The organism is Alistipes sp. AF48-12 (assembly GCF_003477565.1).
Taxonomy (GTDB): Bacteria; Bacteroidota; Bacteroidia; order Bacteroidales; family Rikenellaceae; genus Alistipes_A; species Alistipes_A hominis.
The window spans coordinates 136,709-152,713 of the sequence record NZ_QUDJ01000003.1 but is presented as its reverse complement, the minus strand read 5'-3'; the positions used below and the strand labels follow the sequence as shown (position 1 = coordinate 152,713).

At 53.3% G+C, this 16,005-nt stretch carries 13 protein-coding genes; 9 read left to right on the top strand and 4 right to left on the bottom strand.

Going from position 1 to position 16,005, the window contains the following annotated elements; genetic code table 11:
• Position 1: 1 nt before the first annotated feature.
• Positions 2-895: a hypothetical protein gene (locus tag DW082_RS02940; RefSeq protein WP_118457246.1), complete on the bottom strand. Its 894-nt coding sequence runs from the start codon at positions 893-895 to the stop codon at positions 2-4.
• Between the two features lie 174 nt (positions 896-1,069).
• Here DW082_RS02940 and purU point away from each other — a divergent pair, with 174 nt between their 5' ends.
• Positions 1,070-1,930, top strand: coding sequence for a formyltetrahydrofolate deformylase (gene purU / locus DW082_RS02935; protein ID WP_055205943.1), 861 nt, complete (start codon positions 1,070-1,072; stop codon positions 1,928-1,930).
• A 69-nt stretch (positions 1,931-1,999) separates the two neighbouring features.
• On the opposite strand, the gene purT is transcribed toward purU, so the two are convergent.
• Positions 2,000-3,193, bottom strand: coding sequence for a formate-dependent phosphoribosylglycinamide formyltransferase (purT, locus tag DW082_RS02930; protein ID WP_101573267.1), 1,194 nt, complete (start codon positions 3,191-3,193; stop codon positions 2,000-2,002).
• 111 nt (positions 3,194-3,304) lie between these two features.
• On the opposite strand from purT, the gene DW082_RS02925 reads away from it, so the two are divergent.
• The 3 genes from DW082_RS02925 to DW082_RS02915 all read left to right on the top strand — a co-directional run bounded on the left by DW082_RS02925 (position 3,305) and on the right by DW082_RS02915 (position 5,774).
• Complete coding sequence (locus tag DW082_RS02925; RefSeq protein ID WP_118457244.1) at positions 3,305-4,387, top strand: Wzz/FepE/Etk N-terminal domain-containing protein; 1,083 nt, start codon at positions 3,305-3,307, stop codon at positions 4,385-4,387.
• 130 nt (positions 4,388-4,517) lie between these two features.
• A complete protein-coding gene (locus tag DW082_RS02920; protein WP_101573271.1) occupies positions 4,518-5,012 on the top strand; it encodes a DUF4251 domain-containing protein in 495 nt (164 codons plus the stop codon).
• A 246-nt stretch (positions 5,013-5,258) separates the two neighbouring features.
• Positions 5,259-5,774: a DUF4251 domain-containing protein gene (locus DW082_RS02915; RefSeq protein ID WP_101573273.1), complete on the top strand. Its 516-nt coding sequence runs from the start codon at positions 5,259-5,261 to the stop codon at positions 5,772-5,774.
• Between the two features lie 2 nt (positions 5,775-5,776).
• Here DW082_RS02915 and DW082_RS02910 read toward each other — a convergent pair whose 3' ends face one another.
• On the bottom strand, positions 5,777-7,087 hold the full coding sequence (locus DW082_RS02910) for a PAS domain-containing sensor histidine kinase (protein WP_118457242.1): 1,311 nt from the start codon (positions 7,085-7,087) through the stop codon (positions 5,777-5,779).
• 4 nt (positions 7,088-7,091) lie between these two features.
• On the bottom strand, positions 7,092-8,447 hold the full coding sequence (locus tag DW082_RS02905; protein WP_118457240.1) for a sigma-54 dependent transcriptional regulator: 1,356 nt from the start codon (positions 8,445-8,447) through the stop codon (positions 7,092-7,094).
• A gap of 211 nt (positions 8,448-8,658) precedes the next feature.
• Here DW082_RS02905 and DW082_RS02900 point away from each other — a divergent pair, with 211 nt between their 5' ends.
• The 5 genes from DW082_RS02900 to DW082_RS02880 are packed head-to-tail and all read left to right on the top strand — an operon-like array spanning position 8,659 to position 15,997.
• The gene (locus DW082_RS02900; RefSeq protein ID WP_118457238.1) at positions 8,659-9,984 is read left to right on the top strand and encodes a TolC family protein; all 1,326 of its coding nucleotides are present in this window, start codon (positions 8,659-8,661) and stop codon (positions 9,982-9,984) included.
• A 42-nt stretch (positions 9,985-10,026) separates the two neighbouring features.
• Positions 10,027-11,274, top strand: coding sequence for an efflux RND transporter periplasmic adaptor subunit (locus DW082_RS02895; protein ID WP_055205959.1), 1,248 nt, complete (start codon positions 10,027-10,029; stop codon positions 11,272-11,274).
• A gap of 42 nt (positions 11,275-11,316) precedes the next feature.
• A complete protein-coding gene (locus tag DW082_RS02890; RefSeq protein ID WP_118457237.1) occupies positions 11,317-12,585 on the top strand; it encodes an ABC transporter permease in 1,269 nt (422 codons plus the stop codon).
• Positions 12,540-13,643, top strand: coding sequence for an ABC transporter permease (locus DW082_RS02885; protein ID WP_147386949.1), 1,104 nt, complete (start codon positions 12,540-12,542; stop codon positions 13,641-13,643). The genes DW082_RS02890 and DW082_RS02885 overlap by 46 nt, the downstream gene beginning before the upstream one ends.
• A 29-nt stretch (positions 13,644-13,672) precedes the next feature.
• Positions 13,673-15,997 (top strand): ABC transporter permease, encoded by a 2,325-nt coding sequence (locus DW082_RS02880; protein ID WP_118457234.1) that lies wholly within the window; start codon positions 13,673-13,675, stop codon positions 15,995-15,997.
• The last annotated feature ends 8 nt before the right edge of the window (positions 15,998-16,005 follow it).

Genomic DNA, 16,005 nt, shown 5'->3' with positions numbered 1-16,005 from the left:
GTCAGGCAAGGTGGTCGAAATCCAGGCCTTCTTTCGGCGCACCCTGCAAGGCGCCGTACGTCACGGCATTGTCGGATAACCGCAACCGGTTCACCGCGATCGTCCACGGTTCCGTAACCGAATCTGTCGCGGCCGTGCGGACGGTGTCCTGCACCGCCGCGATTTTCGTCGTATCGGTCAGAAAGGAATAACTCCCCCCGTCCAATACGATTTCCGTTACAGCCACCTGCTGCCGCGACAAATCCACCAGGCAGTCGGCCAGATTTCCCTGTTTCAGCAATACGTCGAGTTCGGTAATGCGGGGCTTCGTTTCCATCGAAAAAGCGATGTCGTCCAGCGCGAGTTTACTTACCCGTATTTTCCAGGCAACCGGCTTTCCTTCAGCCGTCGCCGAGGTATCCGACGGGCCCTCTCCGATCGACAGCCGGACGGTTCCTTTTTCCAATTCGATTCCGGAGATATCCGCTACGGAGCCTTTCAGATCGATCCGGTCGGCAGCCAGACTGAAATGCCCGACACGGGCGTACAGACCGAACTGCGCCAGCGAATCGGCATAATTCACCGTCGTCCCGTCGAACCCGAAACGATGTACGACGACTTCGCCGCGCAGCAACGGCCACAGGGCGACGTCCGCCTCGAGCCGGGTACAGTAGGCCATCGTATCCAACACCGGGGTAGACACCATCACGTCGTCGACGACCAGCCGCAGCGGAAACGACAGGCGTATCTGGCGTACGGACAGGCGCATTTCGGTATTCCGGGCCACGTAAGACTCGGCCTGCCGACGGATAAAATTCTGGATGCCGGGAATATAAAGCAGAAAAGGCAGGACGATCAGCAGAACCAGTCCGCATAAAACGACACGGAACGTATATTTTATAATCTTTTTAAACATCTTATACGGCGGAAACAGGTGCTCCTTAACTAACAATAATTTAGCCAATCCGGAACCAAAACTACAAAATTTTTGCGGGAAAGCGTACGACCCGCGGTAATTCGGCCCGACAATGCCGGATTTCATGAAAAAATCGCTAATTTTGGACGCTAAATCAACGAAGAGAAGACGACCATGAAAGAGGAAGCAGCCCAACTACTACTGTATTGCCCTGACAAACAGGGTATTTTGGCAGAAGTTACGGACTTTATCACGGTAAACAAAGGCAATATCATTTACCTCGACCAATACGTAGACCATGCCGAAAACGTGTTTTTCATGCGTATAAGCTGGGATCTGGACGGTTTTCTGATTCCGAAAGAGAAGATCGAGGACTATTTTAATACGCTCTATGCGCAAAAATACCAGATGACCTTCCGGCTCTATTTTTCGGGCACGAAGCCGAAGATGGCGATCTTCGTTTCGAAAATGTCGCACTGCCTGTACGATATGCTCGCCCGCTACACGGCCGGAGAGTGGAACGTAGAGATCCCGCTGATTATCAGCAATCACCCCGAACTGGAACACATCGGCCGACGTTTCGATATCCCGTTCTACGTTTTCCCGATCAACAAGGAGAACAAGGAGGAGCAGGAACGCGCCGAAATGGAGCTGCTGGCCAAACATCAGGTCAATTTCATCGTGCTGGCGCGTTACATGCAGATCATTTCGGAACGGATGATCGAAGCCTTCCCGAACCGGATCATCAATATCCACCATTCGTTTCTGCCTGCGTTTATCGGGGCGAAACCGTATCATGCGGCTTTCGAACGCGGCGTAAAGATCATCGGGGCGACCAGCCACTATGTCACTACCGAACTGGACGCCGGCCCGATCATCGAACAGGAGATCGTTCGCATCACGCACAAGGATACGATCGCCGATCTGGTCAACAAAGGGAAAGATCTCGAAAAGATCGTCCTGTCGAGGGCCGTCCAAAAGCACATCGAACGCAAAGTGCTGGTCTACAAAAATAAAACCGTTATATTCAACTGATCGGTTCCGACCGACGAAAAGCGGCGCATCCTTTCGGATACGCCGCTTTTTTATCGTCTTCTCTTTGAATTATTCCCTGTCGAATACGTTGATTTGCAGTTTGGCATAGGCACGGGCCGTTTTTTCGCGCGCTTCCTCGACGGTTTTGCCCCGCGCCAGCAACACCGCCATGCGCCGGCGCCCGTCGATTTCGGATTTGCCGAAAATACGCATCTGGGTGTCAGGTTCCGACAGCACGTTTTCGAGGTTCGCAAACTCCATCCGGTTGCTATCTCCCTCGACTACGACGGCACGGGAAGCCGACGGACCGTGAAACGCGATATTCGGCACGGGAAGCCCCAGGATCGCCCGTACATGCAGCGCAAACTCGGAGAGATCCTGCGAAATCATCGTTACCATTCCCGTATCGTGCGGCCGGGGCGATACTTCGCTGAAGATCACCCGGTCGCCCTGCACGAAAAGTTCCACGCCGAAAAGGCCCCGTCCGCCCAATGCGTCGGTAATCCGGCGGGCGATCTCTTCGGCCTGCTTCCTTACGGCGGCCGTCATCGGCTGCGGCTGCCACGACTCTCGGTAGTCGCCGTCCTGTTGATAGTGCCCGATCGGCTCGAGAAAAGAAGTTCCCCCGCAATGGCGCACCGTCAGCAGCGTAATCTCGTAATCGAACTTTACGAATCCCTCGACGATCACTTTCCCGGCTCCCGCCCGGCCGCCCCGCTGCGCATTGCGCCAACCGCAATCGATATCCTCTTCGCTGCGGACGACGCTCTGCCCGTGTCCGGACGAACTCATGATCGGCTTGACCACGCACGGAAAGCCGATCTCGCCGACAGCCTGCGCGAACTCTTCGCGGGTCGCCGCGAAACGATACGGCGAAGTCGGCAACCGCAGGGTCTCGGCGGCAAGCCGGCGAATCCCCTCCCGGTCCATCGTCAGCATCGCGGCCCGCGCGGTGGGCACCACGCGGTAGCCTTCCTTTTCCAATTCGAGCAGCACGTCGGTCGCAACGGCTTCGATCTCCGGAATGATATAATCCGGCTTCTCTCGCTCGACGATCTCCCGCAACCGGGCCCCGTCCAGCATCGAAACCACGTACGACCGGTGCGCGACCTGCATGGCCGGCGCGTCCGGATAGCGATCAAGCGCCACGACTTCCACCCCGTAACGTTGCAGTTCGACGGCAACCTCTTTGCCCAGTTCTCCCGACCCGCAAAGCAACGCTTTTTTACCGATCGGCGACAACGTCGTTCCAATACTTACCATGTCATTCCTTTTTGGGAGCAAAGGTAATAAAATACCTTCGAAACGAATCGGCGGATTTCGGATACCGATATAATTCTTATATTTGCATTCGGAATCGATTCAATCTAATTTATGGAAGAAACACAATCATCCGGTACGACCGCGGAAGAGATCGACCTGCTCGATTTGATGAAAAAAATCTGGGCTCGGCGGATATTCGTCCTGAAGGCCGCCGGCATCGGCGCGATCGCAGGACTGATTATCGCATTCAGCATCCCGAAAGAGTACACGACGACCGTAAAAATGGCCCCCGAAGGAATCAACGCGACCAAAGGCGGGGGGATGGCGGATTTGGCAGCTCTGGCCGGTTTCGACCTGAGTTCCGGAAGCGGCAACAATGTGGACGGGATCAACCTGATGCTGTATCCCGACGTCGTCAACAGCACCCCTTTTATGGTGGATCTGAGTCAGATTCCCGTACAGGGAAAGAAAATGCCGGCAACGATGTCGCTCTACGATTACGTCGACACCCAATTATCTTCGCCCTGGTGGAAGTACCTGTTGGCCGTACCGGGAAAAATCATCGGATGGATTTCTTTTGCGGAAAAAGAAGAAGAAGCAAACGGCATAAATCCCTACGCGCTCACCCAACAGCAAAGCGAAGTGCTGAAAAAACAGAATGAGCGGATCAATATTTCGGTCGACAAAAAAACGGGGGTCATAACCGCTTCGGCGACCATGCAGGATCCGTTGGTGACAGCCGCCGTCGCCGACTCGATGGTCAACAAACTACAGGAATACATCCTGACGTACCGCACCGAAAAAGCCGTGCGCGACCTCGCCTTCACCCGAAACCTTTTCGACGAGGCGAAACAGAAATATTACGACGCGCAGCGCAAATACGCGATTGCGGCCGACGCCAACAAACACATCGCCAAACAGACGGCACAGGTGGAACTCGATCGTTTACAGAACGAACAACAACTGGCTTTCGGCGTTTACAACCAACTGGCCCAGCAACTCGAAACGGCCAAAATCAAGGTGCAAGAGCAAACCCCCTGCGTAACGATCATCGAACCGGCGACCGTTCCGGTGAAAAAATCGAACACCAGCAAGGTAATCATTCTGATCGCATTCGTATTTCTGGGAGCCTGTGCGGGGATCGGAAAAATTCTTGTCAAAGATCTTTTCCTAAAAAAGACGACGCAGGCATAATTATTCTTCCCGACTACGAAAACTCCGGCACGAACTTGCCGGAGTTTTTTATTTTTCCGGGATTTTACTTTTAAATCGTCAAAATTTATTATAACTTGCAGTATAATACAGAAATTTAAAATCCGATCTTATGAAACGTTTTTTTGCATTATCTCTCATGTTGTTGCTGTGCGCGCCGGGGGCGTTCGCACAATCGGCCGACGATCTGATGGTAGAACAGGCTGTAAACCAACTTATCAGTAGAAAAACAATCACTTTCGTAGCGAACCGAATCCTGACCTCGGGAGGCAACCAATCCATGCTGACTCAATTGAACTCCATGACCGTAAACAAGGATTCGCTGACCGTTTCTCTACCCTATATCGGCAAAGAAGGATCGAGCGGCAATACGGGCGGCAATCCGCTGCAATTCACGACTACGGATTTTACCTACAAAGTAGAGGTGACCAAAAAGAAGGATAAAATCATTACGATGGAGGTGAAATCGCCCGGAAGCGACCGGTTCACGTTCATGTTGACGATCAGCAAAGGCATCATGGCCAAACTGACGATAACGAGTTCGTCGCGTTCTCCGATGAATTTTTCGGGATACATTCAAGAGCCGGGAACCATGGTCGGGGAATAGCCCGTCGGTTCCGCATCCACACAACGACGGGGGCATTCGGAAAATGCCCCCGTTTTTTACTGACTGCGACAGATCTTTCGACTCTCTTTTCATAGCGACGTTACCCGAATTACGGGAAGACCTACCCCGATTACGGTTTGATGGGTTCCGCTTATTCAACTTACCGGCAAAATGTTTTACTTTACAACGAGAAATAAAACAAAATCCAAAACTGTTTTAATTTTAACGACTTAAAATCAACCGGCTATGAAAAAACTATTCCTGTTACTCGCCCTCTCGTTTTGGGCCGCAGGTCTTTCCGCACAGAAAAAGCAGTCGGCGGAAGACGTCAAAATCATGCAGGCCATCAACCAACTGATCAGCACGAAAGCCTTCACATTTCACGCCAACAAGATTCTGTCTTCCAACGCTGCGAACCAAGCGTCTTTCCTGACGCATATGAACACGTTGCAGGTAACCAAAGATTCGGTAGTCGTCCGGTTGCCTTACGTCGGACAGGCTTTCACCTCCTCCGATTTCGGGAACAACAAAAATCCGTTGAGTTTCACTTCCAAAGATTTCACCTACGACCTGCAAAGCAACAAGCGGGGCGACCGCATCATTACGATGGACGTGAAATCGCCTCACGGGTCGGATCGGCTCACCTTTACGATCGTCGTAGGCCAAGGTATCAATGCCAAGCTGATCGTCAATCAGATCAGCCGTTCGACCATGCAATTTTCCGGTTATATTCAGGGAAACGAGACGCCTGAAAACAACTGAAACTAACTGAATAACAATTTAAAGGTCGTTTCGCCGGGACGGGAGCATTTCAACGAGATGCTCCCGTTGTGCAGGCGCATGATCTGTCGCGACACGCTCAAACCGATCCCCGACCCGTTTTCTTTCGTCGTAAAGAACGGCATGAAAATGTTGGCCGCGACTTCGGGCGGGATACCGCATCCGTTGTCCGTCACCGAAAGCGTGATTTCGCCGGATTCGCTGCCCGTCGCCGCAATCCGGATCGTCCCGTCCGTCCGGCCTTGCAAAGCGTGAACCGCATTTTTCAGCAGGTTCAGCACGACCTGCCCGATCATATCCTCGTCGGCATACAACAGCAGCTCTTCAGGCTCTACCCCGATACGTATATCGAGTGCCCGGTCGGCCGTATCATGGCGGATCAGCGTAACGATGCGTTCCAAAAAAGGCAGGACGTAAAACGACCGGAGCCGCGGCGCCGGAATCCGAGTCACACGCCGATAAGACTCCACGAACCCGATCAATCCTTTGCCGGTTGAACCGATCGCTTCGATCCCTTCCCGCACCTTCTCGTTCATCGAACCTTCCATTTTCAGCAACGTATCGCTCAAGGAGGTGATCGGCGTAATGGAATTCATGATTTCGTGGGTCAGCACCCGGATCAGCCGTATCCACGATTCGGTCTCTTTTTCGTCCAGTTCGTTGTTGATGTCGTTGACCGCCACGATCCGAAGCGACATATCACGCACCTTCATCGCCGAGACGTTGATCGCAAGATGGACGACGCCGCGTTCGTTGGAAAAAGAAGTTTGTTTTTTCTCCCCGGCTTTCAGGTTGAAAAACAAATCGCGTAGCGAACCGTCGATCACCGCCAGCCGGTTAACGTGGTTCAGTCGCGGCAATCCGAACAACTGTAAAGCGGCCTGATTGATCTGATAAACGTTCCCCGCATCGTTAATAACGATCACCCCCGTATGAATGCTGTTCATTATCAGCTCGTAGTACTTTTCCTGTTCGACGGCCTGCGTGCGGGCCTTCACCAGAATATTCTTGATCCGGTTCAGCGAAAGGTTCAGCAAGTTGTCGCTGACCGGCCCTTCGTACTCGGTAAACTTAAAGGCATAGTCGCCGTTTTCGATGGAATTGAACATGAAGGTCATTTTACGGATACTCTGAAAATGAAAACGGAACAGTCCGGCGATTCCCCAAACCAACAACGCGAAGCCCAGCAACAGCATGAAAAATTTCCCGGACAGAATGCCCAGGGTAATCAGCGCGGCCGATCCCAACAGCAGTACCAACAATCCGCAGAGTTTATAAACCGAGCCTTTGAACATACCGTTACAGTTCGTATTTCTTAATCTTGTTGTATAGCGTCTGGCGGGTAATCCCCAACTGAGCCGCGACGGCGGACATGTTGCCGTCGTTTATCCGGATGGCCCGGACGATCATGTCCCGTTCCATCTGCTCCAGAGTCGAAACGGCAGGCTGAGCGGCCGAAACCTGCGGCGATGCCATCAGCAGATTGTCCTCCGCGATATTTTCCGTTTCGCAGACGATCACCGCTTTTTCAACGGTATGCTGCAATTCTCGGATATTTCCGGGCCATGGATAGTCCCTCAGTTTCTTCTGGGCGCCGGTGTCGATTCCGAGCCCCTGTTTGTGATATTTCGCCGCATACCTCGACAGAAACATTTCGGCGAGCGGCAGGATATCTTCTTTTCGTTCGCGCAGCGACGGGATCTCGATATGAATCGTATTGATCCGGTACAACAGGTCTTCGCGGAACTGCTTCTGCGTCACCATTTCCGGCAGGTTTCGATTCGTCGCGCAGATCAGGCGGATGTCGGTCGGGACAGACAGGTTGCTTCCGACCCGGACGATGCTGCGACTCTGGATGGCCGACAACAGTTTCGCCTGCAAATGGTACGATAGGTTGCCGATCTCGTCCAGAAACAGCGTTCCGCCCCGCGCAATTTCGAATTTGCCGATCCGATCGGTGCGGGCGTCGGTAAAAGCGCCTTTGACATGACCGAACAACTCGCTTTCGAACAGCGATTCGGTCAGCGCGCCCATATCGACCGTGACCATCAATTCGGCGGCCCGCGAGGAGAGGCGGTGTATTTCACGCGCCAACACCTCTTTCCCGGTCCCGTTCTCCCCGGTTATCAGGACATTGGCATCGGTCACCGCCACTTTGTCCACCAGCAAGCGAACCTGTCGCATAGACTGCGAAGCGCCCCAGAACATCGGTGCTGCGGAAGAGAGTTCCTGCCGCATTCCTTTCAGAAATTTGACTTCTTTTTTCGATTTTCCGAGGTTGTAGGCCGAAAGCAGCGTGGCGATCAGCTTGTCGTTTTCCCAGGGCTTTACGACAAAATCGGCAGCGCCTTCCTTGATTGCACGGACAGCCAGGTCGATATCGGCGTAAGCTGTAAACACGACGACTTGGATGTTGGCATCCGCCTTTTTGATCTGCGACAACCAGTAGATCCCTTCGTTCCCGGTATTGATTCCGGCCGAGAAATTCATATCCAGCAGCACCACGTCCACGCGTTCGTTCCACAACGTCCCGGCGATCCGATTCGGCAAGGAAATCAGGATTACTTTGTCAAAATACTTATCGAGCAATAATCCGAGCGCCTTCAGTATGCCCTTGTTATCGTCGACGACCAATACCGTCCCCTGCTTAACCATGAAATACGGATTTTTTTTAATCGATCTCTAAAGATAAAGCAATATTTCCGGTTTCCGACAGGATTTGTCAAGAAAAAAGACATCCGTGTAAAATAAATAGACACACAAACAAAAGTAGACACCGGACAAAAACCTGACAAACAAACGGTTTCGGGGAAAGGTACGATTTTGGTATTTTATTATATAATAAAACACACAAACCAAACGGCCGATGAAAAAATCGCTTTTTACCATTATACTGTCTGTTTTCTTTACATATTCGTTCGCGCAGGGAGAAACATGGTCGCTGGAGCGCTGCATGCAATATGCCATCGCGAACAGCCCGAGCGCCAAACGGCAGCAATACAGCAACGACAATTACAAACAGGACTATATCAACGCCATTGCGAACATGCTGCCGTCGATCAGCGGCAGCGTGAGCGCTACGCCCAATTTCGGCCGTTCGATCAACGACGACAACGTCTACGTCAACAACTCTTCGTTTAACAATGCCTATTCGCTCTCGGCGTCGATGCCGATCTTCAACGGATTCGCCACGATCAACGCCGTCCGGTCGAGCAAGATCGGACGGCTACTGGGCAAGGAGTATCAACAACAGGTACACGACGATATCTCGCTGTCGGTGATGGAACGCTATTTCAACGTGATTCTTTACATGGGACTGGTCACCATTGCGGAAGAACAACTGCAGGAGAGCGGCCAAAACCTGTTCAAAGCGCGCGAACTCGAAAAGCTCGGACTGCGAAGCAGCGCCGACGTAGCGCAGGTCGAAGCGCAGGTAGCCACGAACGACGCCAACCTGATCAACCAGCAGAATAACCTGACCAACGCATGGACATTGCTGAAAAACGTCATGAACTACCCCCTGGAAGACTCGCTACGAATCGACACGGCGATCAACATGATCGACGACGTTCCGCAGGAATCCGCAAGCGAAGTGTTCGTCACGGCGCGAACTCTGCATCCGTCGATCCGGATAGCGGACTATCAACTCCGGCAAAGTAAGCTGAACTATGCCATGAGCCGGGGACGCCTCTTGCCGTCGGTCAGCCTGTCGGCCGAGTACCATACCAATTATTATAGCGATAAACAGTCCACTCCGGCGCCGTTCAGCTACCAGTTCCGAAACAAAAGAGGCGGATACATTTCGGCGACGCTGAGCATCCCCATTTTCAACGGTCTGGCGCGGCGTACCAACGTCAACCGGAACCTGAACAATCTTCGCATCACCGAACAAAACAACGCGGAAACGCTGCGTGCGCTGCAAAGTTCGATCAAGCAAGCCGTAGACCGCTGCAACGGACTCGCCAAGGAGTACCTGCAAGCCGCCAAACAGGTCAGCGCGACCACGCTGGCGCACCGGGCCGTCCAGCGTAAATACGACGAAGGACTGCTCAGTTCGCTCGAACTGCAAACCAGCGCCACGCAGGTGCAGCAGGCAAAATCCTACCTGCTGGACGTCAAACTGCAGTACGTCATCCAATACCGGCTGATCCGCTATTACCAGGGAATCCCGCTGATCGAACAGGTTCACTAAACACGCTCCGAAATCGAAAATCAATAAAAACGACAATCATCTATGGACATCCAACTCAAGCAAAAAAAAGGTCTCAAGAAAAAACATATTCCCTACATCCTGGGAGGAGTATTGCTCCTCTTCATCCTGTGGCTGATTCTCGGCGACCACTCTTCGACGCTGGTGATCGACAGCCGCACGATCACCGTCGGGACGGCCAGAAACGACCTTTTCAACGATTATATCCGGGTCAACGGCACCGTGCAGCCGATCACGATCCTGCAACTCTCCCCGCTGGAGGGCGGCGTGGTCGAAAAGCGGAACATCGAAGAGGGCAACACGGTCAAAGAGGGAGACGTGATCCTGACGCTGAGCAACCAAAACCTGAGCGCTTCGGTACTGGAAAGCGAGTCCCAGTTGGCCGACCGGGTGAACGCCCTGCGGAACGCACAGATCCAGATGGAACAGGATCGGCTGAACCAGCAAAAAGAGCAATTCGCGACCGACCTCGACATCCAGCGAAAAAAACGGCAGTACCAACAAAAAGAAAAGCTGTACAACGAAAAGCTGATCGCCAGGGAGGAATACCTGCAAGCCAAAGAAGACTACGAGCTGGTCGAGCGCAGCCGAGAACTGATTATCGAACGCCAGAAGCAGGATTCGCTGGCCCGTGCCGTACAGATCGATCACCTGAAAGAAAACGTTGAGAACATGAACAAAAACATGGAGTTGATCCGCCAGCGGGTGGAAAACCTGAAAGTAAAGTCTCCGATCGACGGCGAACTGGTGCAACTGAACGTCGAACTGGGACAGTCGATCGGCGCGGGTCAAAAAGTCGGGCAAATCAACGACCTTTCCGACTTTAAAATCCAAGCGACGCCCGACGAGCACTACCTCGATAAAGTGCATCCCGGCCTGGACGCCAAATTCGAACGGCAGGGAGTCGAATTCGGTCTGAAAGTCTCGAAGGTCTACCCGGAAGTGCAGGGCGGACAATTCAAGATCGATTTCCATTTCGAAGGCGAGCGCCCCGACAACATCTGGTCGGGGCAGACCTATTACATCAACCTCGAACTCGGACAACCCGTCCAAGCGCTGCTGATCCCGCGCGGGGCATTCTACCAGAGCACCGGAGGCAGTTGGATATTCGTCCTGTCGGCAGACGGTAAAAAAGCTTTCCGACGCAAAATCAAGATCGGACGGCAAAATCCGCAGTTCTACGAAGTGACCGAAGGACTCGACCCGGACGAAAAGGTAATCGTTTCGAGTTACGAAACCTACGGCGACAACGACGTGCTGATCCTTCGATAGCCCCGTCATATTACACAGAAACTGTCAAACCGAAGAATCCGCATGAAGCGACTGATCTACACTTTCCGGTACCTGACCCGAAACCGGGGCAACAACCTGATCCGTATCCTGTCCATGACGCTCGGGCTGGTCGTAGGCGCTATTCTGCTGTCGCAGGTAGCTTTCGACACCTCTTTCGACCGTTTTTATCCGGATGCCGACCGCATTTACCAGGCCCGGTTCGTATGGGTCGGCGAAAATGAAGACGACGTGGCCGACGGGTTGTTCGGAGAGCCCTGGTCCGTTCTGCGCGACGAGCTGCCGAGAACGGTCTCAGGCACGATGTTTTTCCCCCAACGCAATTTACGTCCCTTTTATTACGAGGATCATCCTCACGTTTTCCAAGGACTGTACCACGCCGATTCCGTATTTTTCGATTTTTTCGGAGTGAAACTGACTCAAGGGGATCTCCGCAGCGGATTCCTGAGCGACCGGAATATTTTCCTATCCGGAAGCTGTGCGGAACGGATGTTCGGCGGGCGAAATCCGGTCGGGGAAATCGTCTTTTACGACAAGTCCGCCCCTTACACCGTGGCGGGCGTGTTCGAGGATTTTCCGAAAAACAGCACACTGAGTTTCGATGCGCTGATTCCGCTGAGGAACATCGCCCCGTTCACGGACATCAACGGATGGCGGCCGAATATGAAATGGGGCGGCACCGACTGTTTCAGGGGATACGTAAAACTGGTTCCGGGAGCCAACCCCGATTCGGTCAATGCAGATTTACGGAAAATCTGCAGGAAATACGCAGATACGGACGAGGTCTTTTACAGACTGTATCCGGTAACGCAACTGCACCGGGACAATGCCGACGTCCGTCATCATGTCTTCATCCGGAGCCTGCTGGCTTTCATCGTGCTGCTCGTCGCGGCGATGAATTACGCGCTGGCTTCGATCTCGTCGCTGGCCACCCGCGCCCGGACAATGGCAATGTACAAATGCAACGGCAACACCTCTTCCGGCATTTTCGGCATGATGCTTTCGGAGACCGCGATCCTGATCCTGTTGTCGATGCTGCTGGCCGTTCTTCTCGTTTTTTCATTCAGGCAACCGATCCAGCAAATCATAACCACCCCTTTCAGCGCTATTTTCACGGCCGGCAATCTGACCAAAACGCTGGCGGTCATCATCCCGCTGTTCCTGATCGCCGGCGTCATCCCGGCCAAAATATTCTCGTCGATCCCGGTCGCGCTGGCATTCCGTAACTATGCGCTAAACAAACGGCTGTGGAAACAATTCCTGCTTTTCATCCAGTTCGGATGCGCGGCCTGATGATCACGTTGCTGGCGATCGTCGTCAGGCAATACCGCCTGGTGCTTCATAAAGATCCGGGGTTCCGTTACGAGAATCTCGTCTTTGTCCGGTTTCCGGGACTCGACCCGGCACAGGCCGACATGCTGAAACACCAGCTCGGGAAGCTCCCGGCCGTGCAGGTTGTGTGTTTCGCGTCGGGTCTGCCCGGATATGAATGTTCGGGAGACAACATCTCGGAAGAGGCCACCGGCAGGGGCGTGCATATTTTCGCCTACGGCGTCGACTCCGACTTTATCCCGGCAATGGAGATCCGGGTGGCATCGGGCCGTAATTTCGGCGCCGACCCGGCCGGCAATGAAATCATTGTCAACGAAGAGTTGGTCGAAAAAATGCAATGGACCGACAGCCCGATCGGGAAAACGGTACTCTTGTTCCAAACTCCGCGCACGATCGTCGGAGTGGTCGAAAACTTCTACAACCAGCCGCTGATCCGGGAACCGAACTCCGTCATACACCCTTCCGTGCTGATGCCGGCGACGGGGAGCCCGATCCTGATCGCAAAACTCGACGGGATTACCCCGGAAAAACTCTCCGAAATTCGCAAACTCCTGACGAATCTGTTCCCCTCGACGGATATTACCGTCGATATCTACCGGGAAGTCATCCGGGCGCAATACGAAAACGAGTTGCACTTTCGCAACACGGTATTCGTCGGCGTGATCGTCACGCTGCTGATCTCGTTGATCGGCTTGGTCGGTTATACGAACAATGAAATCCAGCGCCGCAGCAAGGAAATCGCCATCCGCAAAGTCAACGGAGCGACCGCGAGCAGCATCGTCCGGCTGATCGCCCGCGACCTGCAATGGATCACATTGGCGGCACTGGTCGCCGGATTCGCGGGAGCGTATTTCATCGGGAGCAACTGGTTGCTTCGATTCGCGACAAAGACGCCGTTGAACATCGGACTGTTCGCCGGATGCGGCTTGACCGTTTGCGCGATCATCGCCGTAACGGTCATCCTAAAAACACGGCGGACAGCCTGCGAAAACCCGGTAAAATCCATTAAAAAAGAATAATCCGAAAAACATCTAAACCCCGAACGATTATGAAAACGCTCTCCTATGCCTTCAAATACCTGCTCAAACTGCGTGGAAACAATGTAATCAAGCTGATATCCATCACAATGGGGTTGTTTCTCGGATGGGTGTTCCTGGCAAAAATCGTCTATGTGGAATCTTACAACAAATCGTTCCCCGACGCAGAACGGATCTACCGTGTGGACGAACGTGTAACCCTGCCCGACCGGGAGATCAGGGCCGGATACATATCGGCGCCCGTCGCCCCGGCCCTGAAAGACGAATTCCCGGAAATCGAAACCGCTACGGTCATCTGCCGGCATTTCCCTTTGCTGACACACGGCGAACATCCTTTCAAGATAAACATAGCCTGTACAGACACGGCGTTTTTCGACTTGTTCAGTATCGAAGTCCTGTCCGGCGATCCGGAGCAGGCTCTTCAGGATCCGGACAACCTGTTCCTTTCCCGAAAAACGGCGCGACGGATCTTCGGCGAAGCCGACCCGATCGGACAAATGCTGGAGGAAGCGACCGGAACCCATTACCGGGTAGCCGGGATATTCGAGGATCTGCCGGATAATACGGATGTAAGATGTGAAGGAATCGTTTCGTTCGACAACGTAAAAAAAATGCGCCGGAATTCGGGATGGGGCGGCGGAGACAGTTATACGGGGTACGTAAGGCTCGTTCCCCAAGCCGTTCCCGATTCGATAGAACCGCGGATCATGGACGTACTGCAAAAGTATTACGATTATGCCGGCGATGCCGCGCAAGGGTTCAAGATCGAATATTTTTTCAATCCGATGACCGACATTTACGCGCAACAACCCGACGTTAAAAACGCAACACAACTGCTGATCCTGCTCGCTGTTGCGATCCTGTTCGTATCGGCGCTGAATTACGTCCTGTCGAACTTTTCTTCCCTCCCGGAACGAAGCCGGACCATGGCGATGCACAAATGTAACGGAGCCCGCAAATCGGACATCTTCAGCATCATGATGAGCGAAACGTCCCTATTGATCCTGATTTCATTCCTGTTCGTCATCGCTTTGCTGTTCGGTTTGCGGGACACCATCCAGAAAATGGTCGGAGCGACTCCGAAAATGCTTTTCTCCGGATATAATCTCAGGTATATCATCCCAATAGTCGCCGGAGTATTCCTGCTGGCAGGGCTGGTACCGGCGAATCTGCTCGCAAGAATTCCCGTCACGACCGCCTACCGGCGCTATTCGCCGAGCAACCGGTTGTGGAAGCAGGCATTACTGCTGATCCAGTTTACTGCGGTAACACTGCTGATTTCACTACTGGTCACGGTGGTCAGGCAATACGACCTGATGCTGCGGGAAAATCCGGGATACAATACGAAAAACATGCTTCATACCGAGGCTCTGGCGGGCAGAAACATCCAACAGTACGAAACCGCCAGGCAGGAATTGTTGTCGCTGCCTTTCGTGACCGGAATCGGAGCGGGATGCCACCCGCTCGAAGGAGGGTATTCCGGAAACCCTGTTCAGGACGATCAGAAAAACAATCTCTTCGTCACGCGTCTTGACGTGATTTCACCGGACTACATACCCACGATGGGTATCCAACTGAAGCAAGGCGAAAACTTTGAAAATATGCCCACCGAGGGACAGGTGATCGTCAACGAAGAGTTCGTGCGAAAAATGGGCTGGCAGGGCAATCCGGTCGGGAACAGTTTTTTCTTCGGCAGCCCGACCCCTTGCACCGTCATCGGCGTGGTCCGGGATTTCCGGACGTCGACACTGCGCGCCGGCATCGAACCGCTGGCCCTGTTCTGTATGAACGACCAGAACGGCATAGAAGACATTCAGATCCGCGTCGATGCGATCACGCCGGAAAATATCGCGTCATTGACCGCAAAGCTGAAAACCCTGGCGCCGGAACAGGATATCCGGACCTGGGCTTACGACGACCTGACGCTCAATGCCTATTACAACGAAAGAATGTTGCGCAACATGATATTCGTCGGCGTATTTATTACGCTGGCAATAAGCCTGATCGGGCTGCTCGGCTTCATCAACGACGAAATCCGCCGCCGCAGCAAGGAGATCGCCATCCGCAAAGTGAACGGAGCGACTCCGGGCAGCATCGTCCGGCTGATAGCATCCGATCTGAAATACACCGTATGCGCCGGCATCGTAGCGGGGCTCGGCCTGTCCTTCCTGCAAGGCAGACACTGGCTGGAACGCTTCGCCGTTAAAGTACCGCTGAGTTTGTGGATCTACATCGTTTGCGGGATAGCCGTCGCCGGGCTGATCTGTGCAATCACCGTCCTGAAAATCCGCAAAACGGCCAACGAAAACCCGGTCAATTCGATCAAAAAAGAGTAACCTTTCAC